The following is a 21020-nucleotide window of genomic DNA, read 5'->3' as shown; positions in this document are numbered from 1 at the left end:
TGAATCAGACGGCGTAACGGTCGAGGGCCCGGTCCAGCCGCTGGACGAAGGTCTCATGATCGGGTCTTTCCTGCCGGCCCCAGCGGATATCCTCGTAGGTCGGCACGTCGGGATTGCGGTAGATCAAACCCATCGGGGCCGGATCGACCGTGACGGCGACCCGCTGGGCTTCATTGATGTCGCGGTGATTGTGCGGCTGGCTCGGTCCGCGCTTGAGCAGGCTGGGGTCGATCGGGATTCCCTCAGGGTTCTCCAGGAAAACGATGGGAAAGTGAGCCCCACCTTCTCCGAAGGCTTTCGGCATGAAGACCGGGCAACGCTGGAGAATGCGGACAAAGGAAAGTCCGTGGTGATCGAACGCCTTTTCGATTGTCTCATCGAGGTGGGCGGGCAACCAGGTGGCCGACTGGGCGAGAAACGAGACATTGGTCATGCCGACCACCACACTGAGGGGGTTGAGCGGCTGGAGATAGGTCCCTTTGGGCGTCGTATTGGTGCGCCAGCCATCCGGGGTGGTTGGGGAGACCTGCATCTTGGTCAGGGCGTAAATCTCATTGTCGAGTACGAGTACGACGGCATTGATATTGTAGCGGATGGCGTGCAGCCAGTGGTTGCCGCCAATACTGAAGCAATCCCCGTCGCCCATCGTGACGATGAGATTGAGTTCCGGGCGGGACAGGCGGACGCCGGTCGCGATGGGCAGGGCGCGCCCGTGGATTCCATGGAATCCGTAGGTCTTCAGGTAATGCGGCAGGCGGCTGGAACAACCGATTCCCGAGACCGAAACGACGTTTTCCGGGTCGAGGTTGTTCTTGCGCAGGACCCGCTGCAACGCGGCGAGGACCCCATGGTCACCGCAGCCCTGACACCACCGGGGTATCTCGGACTCGTAATCGGCCAGCGTATGGGATTCGATGGCGCAAGTCTCTTCAAGGCAGTCGTCAATGATCGTCGACATGGTCAATTTCCTCCTTTGGCTTCGGACGTGGCTAACAGGGATTCCGGGGCATCCTGGTCGGCCCCGATACAGCGCCGGATCTCTTCGTAGATTTCAACCGGCATGAAGGGCCGGCCGGGCACGCGCGCGTAACAATCAATGTCAAGCAGGGTGTAGGCGCGCAGGACCCAGGCCAATTGCCCGTAGCGGCGGTTCTCATGGGTGATCAACGGGTCGTCCCAATCGTCGCTGTAGTTCAGTTCGACTGTAATGATCTTCCGGAAACGCGAGAAAATCTCCTTTAGTCCCGGGGGGAAGGGACTGAGGAACTGAATGTTGACCGAGGAGACTTCGAGCCCTTCCAGTCGGGCCCGGTCAACCGCTTCTTCGATCGTCCCGCGGGTGCTGCCCCAACCGACGACAAGGAGATCGCCTGAATCGGGTCCGTGGATTGTCGGCGGGTGCAGGCTTTTCTGGAGGGCGGCAAGTTTGCGGCTGCGCATGGCGTGACCGCGCTGGTTGCGTTCGGAATCGTAACAGGCCTTGCCGTTGCGGTCGTGGTTGAGTGAAGTGGTGATGCCCATGCCGCCGGGCTGGCCGGGTATGAGTCGCTGCGAGAGTCCGGTGGTCGGATCCCAGTCATAGGGCAGGGTGCCCGGGGCGATCGGGTTGAGGTCCATCGGGGGACGCCGGGGAGTCGAGGCGACGTCGGGCCGGGCGAAGAGTTGGCGTCCGGTGGCCAGATTGGCGTCCGAAAGCACGATCACAAGCATACGGAATTCCTCGGCGATCTTCCGGGCGACAGAGAGGATATAGTAGCACTCTTCGATCGTGCTCGGTGCAATCACGACCTTGGGCGCGTCTCCGGGGGCACCGTAAAGGCAGTGCAGGAGGTCTCCCTGCTCAATCTTGGTGGGCAGGCCGGTGCTCGGGCCGCCCCGTTGAACATCGACGATGACAAGGGGCGTCTCCGTCATGACAGCCAGCCCCTGGAACTCGGTCTTCAGGGCCATGCCCGGACCGGAGGTCATGGTCAGGGCGGTCTTGCCGGCGTAGGATGCGCCCAGGGCGACACCGATGGCAGCGATCTCGTCTTCGGCCTGGTGGACGAATCCGCCGAACTCTTCAAAGATCTCCGCCAGGGCGTGTGAAGCGGATGTGGCCGGAGTGATCGGGTACATCGAACACAATTCAAAGCCGGCGGCAACGGCACCTAGGGCCAGAGCGGTATTTCCGTTCATTGCCACCTTCGGGATGTCCGACGGGAGCGCCTGGATCTCGTAACGCTCTTCGAAGTTTGCCAGGCCGTAGTCGTAACCCGCAGCGGCCAGTTTCACGGCTGTCTCGATGACATCGCGCGTCTTCTTCTTGAAAATGGTGCGGATGATTTCCTGGAGGATCCGAAGTTCCTTGCTGTAGAGGGCACAGAGCAGACCGACGGCAAACATGTTCTTGCCGCGATTGGGGTCGTCGGTGTGACGCAGGGTTTCGCTCTCAAGCGGAATCTCGATGACCCGGGCGCCCATTGACCTGGCCCGGGCCAGAACTTCGCGGTAGCTGTCGTGATACTTCTCAATCGCGTGGGTGGCCCATTGGTTGTCGATCAGCACCATCACATCATCGGCCAGGCTCTCCGCCTCGATGCGCGATAGAAGGGCCATCTCGTTGAAGGCGAAAACAACATTGGCACGGTCGCCCGCGTTGGTCACCTCACTGCGCTCGGCCAAACGGATGCGATTGCCGCTCGCACTGCCGGTGGTATGGGGCGGAGGCTGAATCTCTGATGGGATGATCTCGACCGTCCAGAGTCCGTTGCCGGCCTTCGCGCAGATCTGGGCAAAGGCAAGAGCCGCCTTCTGGGCGCCCTCTCCGGCATCGCTCACAATTTCGACAATGTGTTCGGGCAAACGAACGATTCGGGGACTGCTCATAAGAATATATGCTTGGGGTTTGCAGCGCCGCTTATGGCATGCGGGCCGCAGGATTGGGCTGGCGTTGCGACGCCCGGATTCCAGCTCGAGTGCCAGCTGGGTTTCCACAAGAAACACTCCTGCATGCCACAATACATTCTAATCCTGAGTCGTTGTATTTGAGCCGGAACCAGAAACCAAGCAGGAATCCGTCAAATCTACGAATTCCTCCTATGCCGTTCGGTTGGCGCCGTGGCGTCGACCGGACTACCGGCGGAATGCAGGTCTGCCGGATGACGGCGGTTTTGTGATTGGAACCGGCTCGTTCCCGGACCAGACTCCGGGCAATTATCCAAACGATGAAGACTCTGGTATTGGGGGCGAGTGACAACGAGGAGCGTTACGCGAACAAAGCGGTGCGAATGTTGGCGGACCATCATCATGAAGTCGTTGCGGTGGGCCGCGCCGCCGGGACCATCGGAACCATCCCCGTCGTGACGGGCCAACCCGCGGTTCCGGATGTCGATACGGTGACCCTCTACATCGGGCCGCGTTTCCAGGCGGATATCTCGGATTACGTAATCCGCCTCAAACCCAGGCGGGTCATCTTCAACCCCGGCACGGAGAATCCCGAGTTTCAGCAGCTGCTTGAATCGAAGGGGATTGCCGTGATCGAGGCCTGCACCCTGGTCCTTCTCAGCACGGGTCAATACTGACCAGGCCCAATCGACCCGCGGCCCAGGCCATTCTTCCGCTGACCAAACCGTGGATGGAGCAGGCGGCAGGAATGTTGGGAACAGACGCCTGATGACAAACCCGAAAAGCAACGATCCCCTCCACGGGATGACCCTGGAGGCGATTCTGAATGACCTGGTGGATCATTATGGATGGGAGGAATTGGGCGCACGTATCCGAATCAATTGCTTCAACGATAACCCAAGCGTTCAATCCAGTCTCAAGTTCCTGCGGAAAACACCCTGGGCGCGATCCAGGGTGGAGTCGCTCTTTCTGCAGATGATCCGCCGCAATCGAAACTGATGGCAGGCAGTCGCGACCACTAGGGCGAATCGACATTCAAATTGTGCGCTGGCGGGAACTGCGGGAGGGCCTCAGCAAGGCGCTTTTGCGGCGAGAATCCCTTGAAGGGCTTCTGTCGCAAAAGGAACGCGGCTGAGCGCTTCCGCAGACCCGTCCGAAGGATGAGCGAAGCGGAAGGTCGCGGCGTTGGTGGCACGGACACGTGCTTCCAGCACGCCTTCCGTGCCACCGCCTTGCGCTGCTTCCGCTTCTCTTCTCACCAGCAGCGCAATTTGAATGTCGATTCGCCCTAGTCCGTCAAAGCGCCCGCAGGGCCTCAAAGGCCTGGTCGACGAATTCGATGTGCGCCGCCTTCATCCGATCAAGCGTGATGTCGGGGCGCCCCATCGGCCCGTAGCAGGTTGCCCAGACTTCGAGATTACCCACCGGTCGGAGTGCCGCGCGCAGGTCCCAGAGTGGCAGAAGGGTCATGTCAATGGGGTTGAGGGCCTGATAATACTCCGTGAAGGCCTGGGCGGCGCCCCGACCGAAGGCAAACCACAGGTCGAGCCTCGCAATCGAAAGGTCGTGAAGCGGATCCCCTCTGGTCGCTTCCTCCCAGTCGATTACCGCCACCAGCGATCCGTCCCGCCAGAGGGTGTTGCCGGGCCAGTAATCGCCGTGCAGGAGCATCTCATCATTGCCGGAAGTCCGACCGGCATGGTCGGTCAAGGCGGCGTAGATGCAATCCACCCGGTAGATTTTCTCGGCCGCGGCGATTCGGTCGTCCGCGCGCGGATCAATGTCGATTGCCGGTGCCTCCAACAAGACCAGCTCTTTGTTCGTCAGGTCGAAGTGGTGGATGTCCGCCAGTTGCCGGGTGTATTGCCGAAGATATTGAGCCATGTCTCCGGGCTCGAATTCGGGGCGGCCTTTGATGTAGTCTATCACCAGTCCGGGTCGACCGAAAACGGCTCCCGATTCGTCGCAAAAGACGGCATGCGGGACGGCGATATGGCCCTGGTGGAGCGCCCGGAGTCGTCGGAACTCGTTGCGCACGGTCCCGGGACGGTTTTCCAATGTCCAGTCGTTGGGCTGGCGGAGGACAAGGGTCCGGGTTTCACCACGGCTCGAAAAGCGGAACGCGGTCATTCCGGAAGATGTGCCCCCGCCAAGTGACCAGACCCGAAGCAACCGACTTCCCGGCTCGATCGAGGCGAGCCAGGTCTCTATCCGGTTCTTCAGGTCTTTCATGATTTGCGGAGACTGCTCCCCGGCGGTCAAATCGTCAACGGAGGAACCGTCATCCGAGCCGTCCGTCGTCCAGCCCGCTGCCCGGCACCCCGGGTATCTCCTTCAGGATTTTCCTCGCCACGCAGCGGTCCAGCATTCACAAAAATCGGACAGTTCCAGCCCTGCAACTCGGAAAGATAAACCCCTGTCGAACCTCACCATGGCCTCGAATCGAATCACCTGGCACCTGAAGTTGAATGTGAAGCCCGGCAAACAGGAGACCCTGCGCGCCCTCTGCGCCGAGATGTCCAAAGCCACCGCGTCCAACGAACCCGGCACACTCATCTACGAGTGGTACATCAGCCCGGACGGAACCTCCTGTCATATCATCGAGAGCTATGCGGATTCGGCCGCCGCCATGGTCCATATCGCGACTTTCGGCGAGAAGTATGCGGAACGATTTCTCGATTGTCTGGAGCCGACCGGCCTGGCTGTCTACGGAAATCCGAGTGAGGAGGTCCGGAGCGCCCTGGCGGGCCATGGAGCCGTCCACCTCGGGGAACTCGGCGGCTTCCGGCGCTGAGCGCACCGCCCCTGTCTTGACGGCCGCTCCCTTTCCCGGCGCACGGGCCTGTCATCGGAAGCGTCGCGGTCCGGACGAACCGCGGCGGAGCCATTCGGCAGGCTCATGGTGGAGCACGGTGGCGGCACCAAACAAAACGTAGCATGGACCGTAGGGTTTTGGACAGGAAAACAAGCCGTAGCAAACTACGTATTCTTTTGATTCACCAAACAGAACGCAGCCTGCTGGAACGGCACCTGGTTGAGGGGCTGATTGTCGAGTCCGCCATTGACTGTCGGAACGGTGCGCCCGGCGGTGACACCCAACCTGATGGGACCGATCTGGCGGTGGGGCGTGACCGCCGGGCGCGCCATCGACCCGTCCCGGCCCATCTCGATGGTGTCGGGAAGCACGACCGAGGCCCGGGACGTTTCCCTCAACCTCTGCCAACCAGGTGCCATTCCAGTATCCTACCTTTGGTTTGAGTCAGGCTGGACGACGGATTCAGACCCGCGTGGGGTTCATGCATCCTGACCGGACGACGCGGTGGGTTTTCCCGAAACCGATTGCCGAGGGAGGCACTTGCTCCCGGTAGAGAAGCCTGCATCCTCGCTCTGAATGGAACTCGACCTGAACAGTCTGCCGATCGGCCTGCTTGCCGTGGTTGTCTTTTTTGCCCGGGTCCTGGACGTTTCCATCGGAACGGTCCGCACGATCGCGACGGTTCAGGGCCGGGTCGCCCTGGTTTTCGTTCTGGGTCTCTTCGAGGTCACCATCTGGCTGGTCGTGATCGCCGCGGTTCTGAACACGGTTCTTGATCGACCCTGGCTGCTGGTCTTTTACGCGTTCGGATTCTCCACCGGGAACGTGGTCGGCATCATGCTCGAGAAGAAGCTTGCCTTGGGTCACGCCATCCTACGGATATTCACCGCCCGGCTTGCTCTCGAAATCGCTGCTTCGTTGCGGGAAAACGGCTTCCGGGTGACACGCTACGAGGGAGAAGGGGCCCGTGGGCCGGTCAGCGAACTGCATATCATCTGCGAGCGGCGGCGGATGCCAGAAGCCCTCGAGCTTGTTCAGCGAATCGACCCGGATGTCTTCTATGTCTGCGAGACCCCGACCCGGGTGCGCAACTTCGGCTCCCGGAGTCCCCTGCCGCCGTCGAGTTGGTTCAATCTGATCAAACGCAAATAGGGGTCAGAAGCGAATGGCACCAAGTTAGTGGGGGTGCGGGACGGATCAAGAAATGTAGCCGCGGCAGTCTCTTGCCGCGAACCCACGGCGATACGCCCCAAGAGACTGGGGCGACTACACCAGAAGAACAATTACCTGTTCTGAGTTGAAGATACCCCCTCACTCAGTACCATTCGGGTCAGACGCTCTCCAGCACCCGCCGGAGCATGGACTCGCGGGTCTCGATGCTCTCGCAAAGCTTCATCTGGACCCGGCCGCGGTTCAGGTTCTGCGCGGCGTAATTCGTCTTGAAATACACGTCACCCGCGAGGTAGTCGGTGAAGAAGCGCAGGCCGAGTTCGAAGGTGATCAGGCGGACCGAATCGTAGAGGTACTTGCGGTCCCAGTCGGTCAGGAAGTTGCGGGCCTGCTTGAGGTAGCCGCGCACCAGTGCCTCGAAATAGTCGAGATCGACCACGACGTCCTTCAGGTCGCTCGCTTCCTCGCCCGCCGGATTGCAGACGGAGCGGACACAGTCGCCAAAATCATAGTGGATCAAGCCGGGCTTCACCGTGTCCAGATCGACAATGGCGGTTCCTTTGCCGGTGATTTCGTCCATCATGATATTGGTGATCTTGGGGTCGCCATGGATGGGCCGCAGCTGCAACTCGCCCCGCTCGCGGGCGTCTTCGAGCACGGAGGCGAAGCCTCGCCTTTCCTGGATGAATTCTTCGATCCGGCGGGCTTCGGAGGACGCCTTCAGCTTCTGCCGAGCCTTCTCGGTCTCAATAACTCTGTCGTGGGTTTTCAGGTAGCCGGGGGTGATGTGGAAGCCGGGAAGGGTGTCGGCCAGGTGGTCGGCGGGAAAATCGGCGATGATCCGCTGGAAATGGCCCAGCACATAGCCGGCTTCATAGGCATGCTCGACATTGAGCACCTGTTCGTGAGATGAGGCCGAGGCGATCATGGAGAGCGCCCGCCAGTAGCTGCCGTTCTCGTCGATGAAAAAGTCCTTGCCCGTCACCGTCGGGATGACCTTGGGCAGTTGCCAGATCCGGTTGGAGGTGGCCAGTTGCTCCTCCAGGCGCCGGTGACCGAAATCCGTGATTGCCTTCATGTTCGCCATGACCAGGTCCGGTCGCGGAAAAACCGCCTGGTTGATCCGCTGGAGGACGAACTGAACCTCGGAGAACGTGGTCCGTTTAATCACCCGGTAGGTGTCGTTGACGTTGCCGCTGTCGATGCTGAGGACGGTGACAACCTGCCCGGGAACTTCAAATTCGGCTGCGATGGATTCGGGGGTCATGGATTTGCTGATGCCAGCGATCCACCCTGGGAATTGTCCGCGAAAGTGTCGACCTGAATTCCCGGTCGATTGGGAAACCGATGAGGGCGACCACCCTGCCCGAAGCCTCGTCTTGCCTTGTCCGGGAACTGAAGGATGGACACCCCGCTGGATCTTCACCATGGAATTCCCTATTCCCTGACATCCTGGGATGCCGCCATGCCCGAATCAGTGACGATCGATGCCCACCACCACTTCTGGCGATACGATCCGGAGGAGTATGGCTGGATCGGCGATTCCCTGAAGAAGATCCGCCGTGATTTCCTGCCGGAAGACCTGGAGCGGGAGATGGCGTCGGCGGGTGTCGACGGCGTGGTCTCCGTGCAGGCGCGACAAAGCCTGGTCGAGACTCGGTGGTTGATGGATCTGGCGGCTCGGAACGACTTTATCCGGGGAGTGGTGGGGTGGGTCGATCTTAGGTCACCCCGGTTGGAATCCGATCTGGAATCACTGGCAACGATGCGGAAGCTGAAGGGTATCCGGCACGGTCTTCAATCGGAACCGGATGACGCCCTGGTCGAGTGTGACGATTTCAATCGGGGCATTCGGGCGTTGAAGCGCATCTCATTGGCCTATGATCTCCTGGTCGTGGAACACCAACTCCCGGCGGCGATCCGTCTGGTGGATCGGCATCCGGAACAGGTCTTCATCCTCGATCATATCGCCAAACCCCGGATCCGGGACGGGCTGATGGAGCCCTGGCAGACACACGTTCGTGATCTGGCGCGTCGACCCAATGTCTTCTGCAAGTTGTCAGGCATGGTGACGGAAGCGGATTTCCTTTCCTGGACCGGGGAGCAGTTGAGGCCGTATTTCGAGATCGTCCTGGATGCCTTCGGACCCCAGCGATTGATGTTTGGTTCCGATTGGCCGGTCTGTCTGGTGGCTTGCGGCTACCAGCGTTGGCGAGACCTGGTATTTGGATGGTTGACGAACCTGTCGACCGATGAACAGGCCCGTGTTCTGGGCGGTACGGCGATCGAAGCCTATCGGTTGTGAGAGTGATATGGGTACCGGTCGAAACCCGTCTTCCCGGATCGGTGCGTTCGCGTTTTCAGATCGGTCCGAGGAAATTCGCGGGCAGGTGCATCGAAGCGAGTGCGAGCAGGGGTTCCGTCCGGATTCTGGCGGAAACCAGAACGAGTTCCTGCCCGTCGCAGACCGCGATGCAGAGATTGACCTCATCATCGGCCGACCACTCTCGCGGCAGATAAATCATGACGGACTCATCGCCGTCACGAACGGCGACGATCCGGCTCCAGGCGCGGGCATCCATCTTTCGGGTGGCCGAATCAAACAGGGCATCCGGATCGACCGAGCCTCCGGCACAATCGATCGTGTAGACGCCGACCGAAGCCCGGCGGGCCGCGGAAATCGCCAGGCGGGCCTCGGGTGGCACTTCCTCGACTAGTCCGAGGATCAGTCTCGCCGGAGCGAGGACGGCCGGTCCGAGATTGAACTGCACCTGACAACTGACGGAGGCATTGACGGATTGAACAAAGTCATCGCGTAACCGGGCGGCGTTCCGGTCGACCCGGAAAATCCGGGAGACGGCAAAGACCAGGAGGAAAGAGGTGACGACGATGGTACCGAGCGTCCAAAGAAGGAATCGACGGCCGCGGTGGGATGTCTTGTTTGAGGACATGGTGGCTTTGGGTCGGGCAAGGTGACCGGTTCAGACTTCCTCCAGGAGATTGGAGAGGTCACCGAGCCCTTCGATGTTCAGGCGGTCGATAAGGGCGGCGATCTGCTCGGTTTTGACTCGTCCGGAAATATCGATGACCACGACTTCGTCTTCCGCGTCAATCACGGTGATGACGAGACCGGTGATGGCATCGTCGACAACACGGGCCAGAATGGATACATTGTCGCCCCCCTGGCCTTCGTTGACGGACACGATCGAGGTCCATCCGTCCGACTCCAGGGTGGTCCGGATTTCGCCGACCCGCGCGAGCGAAGCGCTCCGGTTGCTTTCGTCCAGGCCGATCACCCTGACGCTGACCCGGTCGATATCCTGGAAAGTGGCGGCGAGGGCGGGTTCCTTCGAGGCCACGATGCCGAGGGCCAGTTCAATGAGATTCCGGTCCAGGTTGACCTCGACATATTCGCGATCCGCCGCGCGAGCAAACCCGTCGGTCACGGATCCGGCAGCGGACGCGAAGGACGGTGCGATGACGGCGGCAGTCAGAATGGCGAGACGGCTGATGGCTGAGAGTGGATTTGACTTTTTCATGGTTCGGATGGGTTGGGGATTTTCGTGCTGTTCGAATACAGAACCCGGTTGCCGGCAGAAAAGTCGCAGAGAGTCGCCGATTGGCGTTGTGGCCGGGTTCCGGCCGGTGGAGAAGTTGGACACCGTCAATTGTGGGTCCGGTCGCTCCCTTGCCGTCCGATCGCAGGTTTGGACGGGCGAGGCGGAAGCATATGGGCCAACAAGAGGTTGATTGATGCCGAGGCCTGCCCCCATCACGAGCGCCATTCGGCCACCAGGCTATTCGGCGAGTCTGAGGAAGTAGGGGAAATGATCGCCTGGCTCTGTTCGGACGCCGCTGAGATCGTCAACGGTACGGCCCTGCCAATCGATGGCGGAGAGACCTCCCGGATCTACTGATGCGGAGGTTCCCTTTGCCGTCTACGACTTGAGCCTCAACTGAACTCTGACCTGCAGAATCCCGCCTTTTCCTTGTTTGATAATCCGCAATCGGGGCTGGGTTTCGGCGTGGGTCAGGCCGAAACGCACCATTTCGCGACGAAGTTCGTCAATCGCCCGGCGGTCGGGGTTCATCAGGGGCAGTGCCTCGATGATTGCTTCTGTTCCAGGTGGAATGGTGATCTCGACAATACCGCGCCTGCCTTCGATGATAATGGTGTTATCTTCGCGTTTCATCGGGAGAGTCGTGGTCCAGTGGAAGACAACGCCGTTTCCCTTTTCCACAGCCCATTCATCGGTGATGACGAGTTCATCGGGGGTCGGTGAGTCCCAGGTGCGTATCCATTTCCTGAACCAGCCTTCCCATCCGGGGCTGACATCCATCGCGGCATGGAATCGGGTCTCGTCCCCGGCGCCGGTCGGCCGGATGGCGGACAGGATCGGGCAGGCCGGGGAGGGACGCTCATCCATCGACAGAGGCGTGAGCATGTTGTGGCGCTGGGCATGCTTCAGCGACTCGGTCAGCGGATTGCTGTAGTCGACCACTCCAAATTCCTGGGCGAATGTATCACCGGCGAACTCAAGGACGAAACTGCCCTTGTCTTCATGGGTATGACCGGCTCCGGCCCGATTGCCCATGAGGAAGAGTCTGACGAATTCTCCCTGCAGGCGACGGACCGAGCACATCATCCCGGTCTCGGGCATGTCGACAAAGGGCCGCAGGGGCGGCCCCGACTCGGGGATATCCGCCGACAAACTCATGGCGAGAAGCGACGGAGCGGCCCCGGCACGCGACAATTGTTTCCGATAAATGTTCACCCAGTGACTGTCCGGCAGGTAGGCGGCGAGGTAGGCAAGGGCTTCGGGAAAGGCATACATCGCATCGCAGATCAGAATCATATCCTGCCGATCGTCCGTAGAATAGAGGACCTCCGCCATGACCGCGGTGGACTTGATCTGGGTGGGCATGACCTCGGCCAGGGTGCGGCCGCGGGCCCGGGCATAGAGGTGCAGGGAAACGAAGGCCTGGCGGATGACCCAGGTGAAATAGGTGGGCCCTTCGACGTAGCCGCCGTCGGGCAGGAGAATGTGGTGCAGGTTTTCCAGCAGGTCCTTGACCGCGAGTTCGGTGTAGGGGGCGACCCGCGAAGTTTCCGGGGGAGGGTGATCGCCGCACTTCGCGGGCATGGTCCGCTCGAGCAACAGGTATCCAAGGATCCGCCCGGGGGCGAACCAGGTGAGCTGGTTGCAGTGGAAGATGTACTCCCACCACCAGGTGTTGAAATTCAGATTGCCGAGGCCCTCTTCGGCGATCCGCCGCAGTATCAGGTTCCGTCCGACATCGGTGAACCATTCGCCACAGAGGTCGAGGATCAGAGCGGTTTCAAAGACACAGACGGATTGGACAAAGCTGCGCTGCTCCCAGGAACTGCCCGGCATATAGCAGACAAAACAGTCGTCCCAGCGCTCGCAGTGCGCCATGCTGATTGCGAATCGCGCGGCCAGCCGACAGAGTTCCCTGTCCTTGAGGAGCATGCCCGCCTGGGCCGCGTTGGCTCCGTGAATCATGATGACTTTCCCGTGGTCGCGTTCACGTCGGAGCGAATTCGAGTTCCACATATTGACGTATTGACCGATCAGGCTCTCGGGCCGGACGGCTCGGGCGTCAACGGCCGCCTCCCGCATGGCATCAGCGGCCGGCGTTTCGGCAAACTCCCTGCGCACGGCTTCAAGTTCATCCGCCTTCAGAAGCAGCCCGAAAGCCGGATTGAAGGAAGGCACAAACTCGGGCGGTTGCAGGTATTTCTCCCACCGTTCATCATAGCCCGCCCACTGATCAAGATGGGCGGGAAGTCGGTCGGTGCTCTGGAGGGCCATCCAATAGATCCAGCCGTCTCCGGAAGGTCCTTTTGGAAAGTGTGCCCTGATGGAGAGGGAGGTGATGCGCCGGGCTCCCTCGAGCGGCAGCCATTCCTCGCGCTTGGTGGGACCGAAGGGATCGCCCCGGCGGATGCGGCGACCGGCATCGGTCACCGCTTCAAGACTGACCATGCTGCCCTCGGGCATGGCCACGCAGACTATGAGACGGTCGTAATTGGAGCAATCGAGATCGAGTTTCCGGTGGAAGTGAACGACCTGGCCGTCATCCGCGGGTGCCTCCCACGACCACTGTACCCAGATCCAGTTCTGCCAGACCTTGAATCCCCGGACGCCATCGGATTCGACCGTCCATTCCTTGAATCCGCTGATCTCGGGATCGTGAAAGGGTTCGAAGACGGCTTCGGCACTGTTGATGGGAGTGAGTTTCATGATGAAGATCCCTTGTGTCGTGCAGAGTGGGTCCGGTCAGTCTCCGGACAACTGTATCAATCGTTCAGTGACAATTGAACATCGACCCGCAGGGTTCCACTGCGGCCACGCTGCCTCAAGGTGAGCCGGGGCTGCGTCGCGGCGTGGGTCCAGCCGAACTGGATGATGTCGCGACGCTGCTCGTCGATGGCCCGTCGACCGGGATCCATGAGCGGAAGCTCCTCGACGACGGCCTCGACCTCTTCGGGAAACGACAGGACCGCGGTCGCCCGGCTTCCCTTGATGACCGCTCGAGTGCCTTCAAGGCGAATGGGCAGACGCGTCGTCCAGTGAAAGATCACACCCTCTCCTCGTTCAACCGACCAATCGTCGATGATGGTCAGTCGATCCGGTGCGGATGAATCCCAGGTGCGCTGCCATCGGCTGAACCAGCCATCCCAACCCGGAGACACATCCATGGAGGCGCGAAAGGATTCCCCGTCCCCGTGCCCGACGGGTTTGATGTCCAAGTGAATCGGGTTCCGGGGCCTGGGTCGTTCCGTCTCGCTCCATGGCGTGAGCATATTGTGGCGCTGGCAGTGCTTGAGCAATTCCGTCACCGGGTTGGCGTAGTCGACCACACCAAAATCAAAGGCAAAGCTGTCGCCGGCACATTCCAGAATGAAGTTGCCCTTATCCTCATGCTGATGGTCGCCGTCGGCCTTGTTCCCGAGGATGAAGAGTTTGACCCACTCGGTCCCCAGTCGTCGGACCGAGGCCATCATGCCGGTATCCGGCATTTCCAGGAATGGGGCGAAGTCGGGACCCTCTGCCGGTATTTCGCTGTCAAATCGCAAGGCGAGGAGCATGGGAGCGGCACCGGCCCGGCGAAGGGATTTCCGATAGAGGGTGACCCAGTGGGATCGGGGCATGAGCCAGGCCAGGAAGGCGAGCGCTTCGCCGAAAGCGACACAGGCGTCGCCGGTCAGGATCATGTCCTGATTGTCATCCGTGGAGACGAGGATCTCGGCCAGCGTCTCGGTCCGGAAGAGCGCGGGCGGGACCAGTTGGCGGATATCCATATGACGTCCCCGGCCGTAGAGGAGGGCGCAGAGAACGGCCTGCCTGGCCACCCAGGTAAAATAGGTGCACCCCTCGACATAGCCTCCGTCCGGCAACATGCATTTCTCAAGGTTGTCCTGCAGATTGGTCCAGGCGATATCGGTATGGGCCGCCACGCGGGACGGCGGCTTCGGGTGGTTCCCGCAACGTGCGGGCATGGTCTGCTCCAGGATGAGGAGACCATAAAGCCGGGCGGGAGAAATCCACGCCATCTGGTTGGTGTGGTACATGTATTCCCACCACCAAGACGCATGACACATCGCTCCATGGGCTTCGGTGGAGATCCGCCGCAGGATCAGCTCCCGGCCCAGCGGAGTGAACCATTCGCCGCAGAGATCGAGGATGACCGCGCAGTCCCAGGTCGCAATGGATTGGACGAATCCGCGTTGATCCCAGTTGCTTCCGCGGAAAAAGGCGAAGAAGACATCTTCCCAATGGTCGCAGTGCACCATGCTCAGGGCAAAACGGGCGGCGAGGCGGCAGAGGTCCTTGTCGCGCCAGAGCACGCCGGCCTGGGCCGCGTAAGGTCCATGGAGGGGAAGCATGCGGCCCATTTCCCGCTCGCGGCGGAAGCCGTTGAAATTCCAGAAATTGATGTTTTCCCCGATCAGGCTCTCCGGCCGGACCTCCCTGGCCATGCCGGCCGCCGTTCGCAGCTCATCCATGGCGTGGGTCGAGGCGAAGCGTCTGCGGATGTCATCCAGTTCATCCGCGTTGATCATCAAACCGTAGGTGGGTTTGAACTCCGGTTCGAAGTCGGGGGGCTGAAGATACGCCTCCCACCGCTCATCGTAACCTTCCCATTGGGCGAGATGGAAGGGGAGCCGGCCGGTATCCTGGAGTCCGAACCAGAGAAGCCAGCCGGAACCGGCCGAGAGGTGGTCGGTCCGGACTTCCACCCGAAGGGACTGGATCTGATGTGCGCCGCCAAGGTCGAGCCACTCTTCCCGGCGGGTGGTCCCGGAAGGCGGCCCGGTTCTTTCGACGGGTCCGGCATCGGTTTCGGCCCTCAGGCGGATGATGCTGCCCTCCGGCAGGTTGATGCTGACGATCAGACGGTTGTAGGCAGAGCAGTCAAATCCATCAAAGTTGCGCTGCAGGCGAAGGACAAGACCGTCAGCTGCCGGCCGTTCCCAATTGACGATGACGAAGGCCCAACTCTGGGTCAGTCTGAGGCCAACGGCACCGGGTGCGTCACAGGTCCAATGTGAGAGCTCTCCGAGGTTCTCATCAAAGAACGGGGCAAAGACAGCTTCCGCACTATTGATCGGGGTGATGTGCAAGCCTCGAGGAGAACCGAATGTCCTTTGTTGGACAAGCCCGGACCCAGGGAAGCGAACGGTTTTGCGCCGGCTTGACGGCCAATGAATCAGGCAACCTCGGCCACCGGATCGGCATGGGGCGCCTTGTAGTTCTTGGGACCGCCCAGCTTCATGAACTTGTGGTGGACCACGAGCAGAATGAGCAGACCGGTCGAGGCGAGGATACCGCCCATGAGGAAAGTGAGTCGGTATTGGTGGCCGCTTGCGTCGAGGATGAGTCCGACTGTCGGGGGAAGCACCGCGGCGGTTGCGGCGATCAGGATGCCGGCGGCGGAGGCGAACTGGGCGAACTTCATCTTCGGGTAGAGACGCTGACCGATCGATGCGGTCGAGGTGAAATAGGCCCCGGAGATGACGGTATGCGCGATGAAGGCGACCCCGAAGCGGGGTGAGTCCGTGGCAAACCCTGCACCCCAGAGCATGAACCCGGCGTAGAGACCAATGGTGGCGATCGCCATGCGAAGTGGATGGAAACGATCGGCCAGTGAGCCGAGAAAATAGGCCAGGATGATCGAACAGGCGTAGGAAGCGGCGATGTAGCGACCGTAGGTCTGCATGCTCATGTCCAGGCTCTTTGCATAGAAGATGCTGAAGGAATTGACCGGCCCGAAAGACAGCATGCACAGGGTCAGGGCCACGAAGATCCAGAGATAATAGGGGGTGGCGAAACACTCGCGCAGATACGACCGCAGTCCCTGCATCCGACCGGGCTTGGCAGTCTCACTGAGAGGTTCGGGCGGCGGGTATTCGCCCTCCTTCACCATGAAACACATCAGACTGAAGCCAATCGCGTAAAAGACTCCGGTCCCGATGAATATCCAGACGAAGTACTCTTCGGCGTGTTTGATCAGGAAGTAGTTGAAAATGATGCCGTCAATCAGGCTGACGATGCGAAAAAGCGCGAAGAACCGCCCGATGATCGCCTGGGGAACGACATCGTTGATCAGGCCCCCGAAGACCGCGTTGGCGATGACTGTCGCGACTTCGAAGAGCGCCCAGAAACCGGCAAACGCCCCAAGCACGCAGGCGTTTAGCCCCGGGGACGTGTCTCCGAGCAGTTGATGAAAGAAGCCGCCAACCTGCGGGGACAGGGCGAGCCCGACCATCGATGCGGTTACAAACGGCAGTGGCACCAGCAGGTAGGGGATCCGGCGGCCCCAGCGCCCGCGGTGCCGGTCGGACCGGACCGAGATGATCGGCCCGATGATCATTCCCATGGCGGCGGGGAGCGAGCCGATGAGCAGGCCGACAAAGAAATCACTGGACTCAAACCGCTTGAGGAAGAGTTGGGCTGTGGCCGTGACCGAGCGCTCCTTGAGCTGCCAGGCAAAATCGCCGAAGAGCAGCCAGATGAAGAGAACCGCCAGTCCGGCCGAGGTGTAGGTCAGCGTTCCCGCCTTCCACTTCTTGGGGGCATTCGGGCTGCCGATTGTGTCAGGGGTGGGTATCTTCAAAGTCGGGGTATCTCCGATGGACGGGTGATGCGCATCGTCTGCCCGTTGCGAACAAGGTCAATCTACAAGTGATCAACTCACGGATTCGGTGAGGCCGAGGCACTATCCTGACGATCCGGTAAGGGGTGCGCTTCGAGTGAACCCGCGAATCCGGACTCGACCCGGTCGGCTACCTGGCCCAGGGCAACGGATCCGACTTGGGAAAGGTCGAAGTCACAGCGACCGATTGACCGGATTTCAGGGAGGCGTGGATGGCCTGGACAATCTCGACCACATGGGCGGCGTGTTCACCCGAGGTCCGGTGGAGTCGCTTCTCCCGGATGGATTCGGCAAGGTCGCTCAGTCCGCGGGCGAACTCGATTCCCGGAGAAGGCGGGCGAAGAGGCACCATTCGATGTGGGGCACCGTGATGGGCGGCTTCCGCATGATAAATGGGCGAGTCGAAGGCATCCCACCGGTCGAGTGCGATCATCCCATCGTCGCCATGCACTTCGAGCCCGTGCTGCCGGGTATTCCATCCGGTGTAGAAACTGGAGGTGATCCGGCCCTTGACCCCGTTTGCGAAGTCGACCACCGCACAGGTCCATTCCGGAGTGGTGATGGAGAAAGGGGTTCCGTCCTTTGTCTTCCGGTCGGGATACACCACGCCGCCGCCGGCGATGACCCGGGTGGCCGGTCCAAACCAGGCCGTCAGCAGAGTGAGCGGGTAGACGGCAACATCATAGACCACCCCGACGTCGTAAAAGGGTCCGGGATTCGGGTGCCAGGCTTCGATTCTCCCCCAATTGACCTCCGCATAGGCAACCCGCGGCGTGCCGATCCGGCCTTCGCGGATTTCCTTCCACGCGGTCAATTGGGCTTCGCCGAGCCAGGTGGTCGGGGCACTGCTCAAACGCAGGCCCTTGCCGGCCGCCAGGTCGTTCAGGGCCTTGGCGTCCTTGTAGGTGAAGGCCAGCGGCTTCTCGGTATGGACGTGCTTCCCGGCTTCGAGGCACTTGGTGATGACTTCCACGTGAGCATGGTGAATGGTCAGGTTGACCACGATCTCAACCTTGGGGTCGGCCAGAACTTCCTCAAGCGTCGCATAGACCTTTCCCCCGTAGTTTCCGGTCAGTGCTTCGGCCCGTGACCGGTCGAGGTCGAACCCCCCGAGAAGGGCGACATGTGGATACGAATTGATCTGCTTCGCGTAGGCATCGGCGATGTTGCCGCATCCCACGATGGCAACTCCCAGGGGATTGGGTGGCGTGATCCGCTCGATGCCCGATTTCAGCCATCCCTGCAACCGGTCGAGAGACAGCTTGGCATCCGGCCGCGGATCGAACTCCTCGGGTTCATGCTCGATGCTGAGTGGACCCCGGTAGCCGAGTTTGACCAGTTCGTGAACGATGGCCTCGATCGGCACGATCCCATCGCCGAGCGCGCAGGTTTCGTGGCCCATGTCGACGAACATGAATCCGGTCTTTTCGGAACGCGGTGCTTTGACGTCCTTGAGGTGGATGTGTTTGAGCCGCGGCGCCAGAACCTGGATCGCCTTGAGGGCATCGTATTTCTGGGTGGCGAACCAGCCGGTGTCGACTGCCATGCCAATGACGTCCTCGTCGCCCTTGCCGAGTTTGGCGAGGGCTTCCTCCGGGTTCTTTTCCGGATGGTTTTCCAACCCGAAGACCAACCCGTATTCGCGCAGGATGGAAACCGCCGTCGAACGGTCGGTCTGAAGCAGGGGCAGGCCGCCGCCGAGAACCGGTATGCCGAGGCGCACGCAGACCAGGCAGGCAGCACGGAACTCAGACGGAGTCGCGCCGAACCCACCCGCATAGCTGACCGGAGAAAGTCCGGCAGCGTCAAGGAGTCGGGCGGCGATCTCCAGATGGGCGGGGGTCGCCCAGGACCAGTGGAGATGGCCGATCCATAGATCGATGGCCTTGAAGCCCAGGTCGCTCACCTCGGCGAGCATCGCGCCGAATCGTTCTTCGAAAGTGTTGAGGGGGGAGAACCAGGCCTGGGTGGCCTTGTCCCCCTGACCCCAGCCTTCGGACATATGGTAACCGATTTCGCGGGCGACGAAATTGGCGGACATGAATGAGATGGTGGACATGATGATTTGTTGGCAGCTGGAGGAGAGGAAACTACGAAGAAACGAAGAACGGAAGACGGAAGTCGATTCACTTGTAGACTGCCAGGCACATTCCATTGAGGTTTTCGTGGGCGACGACAGGTTTCACCCGACTCTTTTGCCAGGCGGCATCTCCGGTGGTGAGATCGTTTTGAAGTGACGCGGATCGGGCGATGCCTATCCTGCGTCCCGCGATGATTCCCCTGATTTCCAGCCTGTGTTACGGACCGATCGGTTATTGCCAGTTGCCGCGACTCTGGTGGAAGGCACTCCTGGAGGCTCACGGTCTCCTGGATCCGGAATACCCGGCCTGCTCGCAGATGCTGGACAGCTGGTTGCTCGAGGGGCTGAAGATTCCGGAGGAATCCTTCCTTGGCTTCATCGCATCCGAACGCCCCAATTATCTGGCCTGTGAAAAGTGGGTGGCGGAAAACGCCGGTCGCAAGCCCGATGCGCTGACTCGGGATTGCTGGAACGAATTGATCCGGACCCGCATCCATCGCCCGGCCAAGTTCCACTTCCTTCCCGAGAGTATCGGTTTGAAGGCTGCACCGGATCTCATGTCTGCGGTCGTCCTCAATCACCTTGAGGACTGGCATTGGTTTTATGTGCGGGACTTCCGGAATACCGATTGGAAGTCCGGAACGGTGATACCTTTGATCAGCACATTGGACTATGGACGGCTTGGCGTCTGCCAGCTTCCCCGGACCTGGCTGAAAGTCATCCTCGAGGCGCGGGGCTGGTTACACCCGGATTATCCGGGTTGTGGCAACGGACTGGATGCGAAGGTCTTGAAGGTCCTGAATCTGGACCGGGAAAAGACGGTTGCCTATCTGAAAACGGAACTCCCCTCATATATGGGTTTTGAGCGATGGATCCGGAAGCAGACGAGCGGCTCGTTCGATCGTCCTGCCATCGAAGAATGGAACCGGTATCTTCGGCAGCGCGAACATGGTCCGGAGAAACAGAAATCGATCGGCGATTTTCTTGGTCTGGCCGAAACCGACCGTCCAACTTCCGCGGTCGTGCTCAATCACCTGGAGGATTGGGAATTCGCCCATCGGGCTCTCGTCGCATCGGGCGGAGTTGGTAGGTAGAGAGGGATGTGGACGAATCCCTGAACATTCATGCCTCAATCATTGAAAGGGAAAACCGTATTGATCACGGGTGGCAGCTCGGGGATTGGGAGGGCCGCAGCGCTCGCGTTTGCGTCTGAAGGTTGCGCGGTCGCCATCGCTGCCCGCCGGGAGGCCGAGGGCGAGGAAACCGTGGAGCTCGTTCGGGCGCTCGGAGGGGAGGCTTTCTTCTGCCGGACCGACGTCTCGCTGGCGGGGGATGTCGAACGAATGGTGGCCGTTTGCGTTGAGCGTTTGGGCCGTCTGGATTTTGCATTCAATAACGCCGGAATCGAGGGCACGCCGTATGTTCCGACGGCGGACTATGATGAGGAAGTCTGGGACCAGGTCTTGGGCATCAATCTCAAGGGTGTCTGGCTCTGCATGAAATACCAGATCCCACAGATGCTTCGGTCGGGCGGGGGGGCGATCGTCAACATATCTTCGGTCGCGGGATTGAAAGGGGGACGGATCGGCTCGGCTTACTATGCGAGCAAGCATGGGGTGATCGGCCTGACGAAGGCGGCGGCGATGGAATATGCCGACAAGGGAATTCGCATCAACGCGGTCTGCCCGGCCGTCATCCAGACGGAGATGGCCGAGCGGTCGTTTTTCCATGATGCCGCGTTGGCTGAGCGCACCGTCGCCAAGCACCCGATCGGCCGGATCGGGACTCCGGAGGAGGTGGCGGCGGCCGTGGTCTGGCTCTGTTCCGACGGCGCGTCTTTTGTGACCGGACACGCCCTGCCCGTCGACGGGGGGCTCCTTCTGTAAG

At 60.7% G+C, this 21020-nt stretch carries 18 protein-coding genes; 7 read left to right on the top strand and 11 right to left on the bottom strand.

The genetic code is table 11. The annotated features are described in order from the left end of the window. Positions 1 to 4: 4 nt before the first annotated feature. Both R3F07_13335 and R3F07_13330 read right to left on the bottom strand, forming a co-directional pair. Complete coding sequence (locus R3F07_13335; GenBank protein MEZ5277359.1) at positions 5 to 958, bottom strand: thiamine pyrophosphate-dependent enzyme; 954 nt, start codon at positions 956 to 958, stop codon at positions 5 to 7. A gap of 2 nt (positions 959 to 960) precedes the next feature. Next, the gene (locus R3F07_13330; GenBank protein MEZ5277358.1) at positions 961 to 2868 is read right to left on the bottom strand and encodes a 2-oxoacid:acceptor oxidoreductase subunit alpha; all 1908 of its coding nucleotides are present in this window, start codon (positions 2866 to 2868) and stop codon (positions 961 to 963) included. A 338-nt stretch (positions 2869 to 3206) separates the two neighbouring features. Between R3F07_13330 and R3F07_13325 the strand changes: the two genes are divergently transcribed. Both R3F07_13325 and R3F07_13320 read left to right on the top strand, forming a co-directional pair. Further along, entirely contained in the window at positions 3207 to 3563 is a 357-nt protein-coding gene (locus R3F07_13325; protein ID MEZ5277357.1) for a CoA-binding protein, read from the top strand. A gap of 91 nt (positions 3564 to 3654) precedes the next feature. Next, positions 3655 to 3885 carry a VF530 family protein gene (locus tag R3F07_13320; GenBank protein ID MEZ5277356.1) on the top strand — a complete coding sequence of 77 codons (231 nt, stop codon included), beginning with the start codon at positions 3655 to 3657 and terminating at the stop codon, positions 3883 to 3885. 297 nt (positions 3886 to 4182) lie between these two features. Here R3F07_13320 and R3F07_13315 read toward each other — a convergent pair whose 3' ends face one another. Then, on the bottom strand, positions 4183 to 5118 hold the full coding sequence (locus R3F07_13315) for a phosphotransferase (GenBank protein MEZ5277355.1): 936 nt from the start codon (positions 5116 to 5118) through the stop codon (positions 4183 to 4185). Between the two features lie 199 nt (positions 5119 to 5317). On the opposite strand from R3F07_13315, the gene R3F07_13310 reads away from it, so the two are divergent. Next, positions 5318 to 5680, top strand: coding sequence for an antibiotic biosynthesis monooxygenase (locus R3F07_13310; GenBank protein ID MEZ5277354.1), 363 nt, complete (start codon positions 5318 to 5320; stop codon positions 5678 to 5680). Positions 5681 to 5865: 185 nt separating this feature from the next. On the opposite strand, the gene R3F07_13305 is transcribed toward R3F07_13310, so the two are convergent. Further along, a complete protein-coding gene (locus tag R3F07_13305; GenBank protein MEZ5277353.1) occupies positions 5866 to 6120 on the bottom strand; it encodes a hypothetical protein in 255 nt (84 codons plus the stop codon). 157 nt (positions 6121 to 6277) lie between these two features. Here R3F07_13305 and R3F07_13300 point away from each other — a divergent pair, with 157 nt between their 5' ends. Next, positions 6278 to 6853, top strand: a complete 576-nt coding sequence (locus R3F07_13300; protein ID MEZ5277352.1) for a DUF5698 domain-containing protein — start codon at positions 6278 to 6280, stop codon at positions 6851 to 6853. Positions 6854 to 7031: 178 nt separating this feature from the next. Here the strand turns inward: R3F07_13300 and R3F07_13295 are convergent, their stop codons facing one another. Then, a complete protein-coding gene (locus tag R3F07_13295) occupies positions 7032 to 8138 on the bottom strand; it encodes an aminoglycoside phosphotransferase family protein (GenBank protein ID MEZ5277351.1) in 1107 nt (368 codons plus the stop codon). Positions 8139 to 8273: 135 nt separating this feature from the next. Here R3F07_13295 and R3F07_13290 point away from each other — a divergent pair, with 135 nt between their 5' ends. Beyond that, entirely contained in the window at positions 8274 to 9176 is a 903-nt protein-coding gene (locus R3F07_13290) for an amidohydrolase family protein (GenBank protein ID MEZ5277350.1), read from the top strand. Between the two features lie 55 nt (positions 9177 to 9231). Here the strand turns inward: R3F07_13290 and R3F07_13285 are convergent, their stop codons facing one another. The 6 genes from R3F07_13285 to R3F07_13260 form a co-directional block, all read right to left on the bottom strand. Next, the gene (locus R3F07_13285; GenBank protein MEZ5277349.1) at positions 9232 to 9822 is read right to left on the bottom strand and encodes a hypothetical protein; all 591 of its coding nucleotides are present in this window, start codon (positions 9820 to 9822) and stop codon (positions 9232 to 9234) included. A 30-nt stretch (positions 9823 to 9852) separates the two neighbouring features. Beyond that, on the bottom strand, positions 9853 to 10410 hold the full coding sequence (locus R3F07_13280) for a DUF4252 domain-containing protein (GenBank protein MEZ5277348.1): 558 nt from the start codon (positions 10408 to 10410) through the stop codon (positions 9853 to 9855). Between the two features lie 399 nt (positions 10411 to 10809). Further along, complete coding sequence (locus tag R3F07_13275) at positions 10810 to 13137, bottom strand: heparinase II/III family protein (GenBank protein MEZ5277347.1); 2328 nt, start codon at positions 13135 to 13137, stop codon at positions 10810 to 10812. Between the two features lie 56 nt (positions 13138 to 13193). Continuing rightward, positions 13194 to 15521, bottom strand: coding sequence for a heparinase II/III family protein (locus tag R3F07_13270; GenBank protein ID MEZ5277346.1), 2328 nt, complete (start codon positions 15519 to 15521; stop codon positions 13194 to 13196). Positions 15522 to 15607: 86 nt separating this feature from the next. Then, a complete protein-coding gene (locus R3F07_13265; GenBank protein MEZ5277345.1) occupies positions 15608 to 17014 on the bottom strand; it encodes an MFS transporter in 1407 nt (468 codons plus the stop codon). A 169-nt stretch (positions 17015 to 17183) separates the two neighbouring features. Further along, positions 17184 to 19112, bottom strand: coding sequence for a Gfo/Idh/MocA family oxidoreductase (locus tag R3F07_13260; GenBank protein MEZ5277344.1), 1929 nt, complete (start codon positions 19110 to 19112; stop codon positions 17184 to 17186). A gap of 212 nt (positions 19113 to 19324) precedes the next feature. Between R3F07_13260 and R3F07_13255 the strand changes: the two genes are divergently transcribed. Both R3F07_13255 and R3F07_13250 read left to right on the top strand, forming a co-directional pair. After that, entirely contained in the window at positions 19325 to 20227 is a 903-nt protein-coding gene (locus R3F07_13255; protein ID MEZ5277343.1) for a hypothetical protein, read from the top strand. A gap of 30 nt (positions 20228 to 20257) precedes the next feature. Then, on the top strand, positions 20258 to 21019 hold the full coding sequence (locus tag R3F07_13250) for an SDR family oxidoreductase (protein ID MEZ5277342.1): 762 nt from the start codon (positions 20258 to 20260) through the stop codon (positions 21017 to 21019). Position 21020: the final 1 nt, after the last annotated feature.

The organism is Opitutaceae bacterium, from assembly GCA_041395105.1.
GTDB lineage: Bacteria > Verrucomicrobiota > Verrucomicrobiia > Opitutales > Opitutaceae > B12-G4.
The sequence above is the reverse complement of the archived record's forward strand: the minus strand, read 5'-3'. Positions and strand labels throughout refer to the sequence as shown.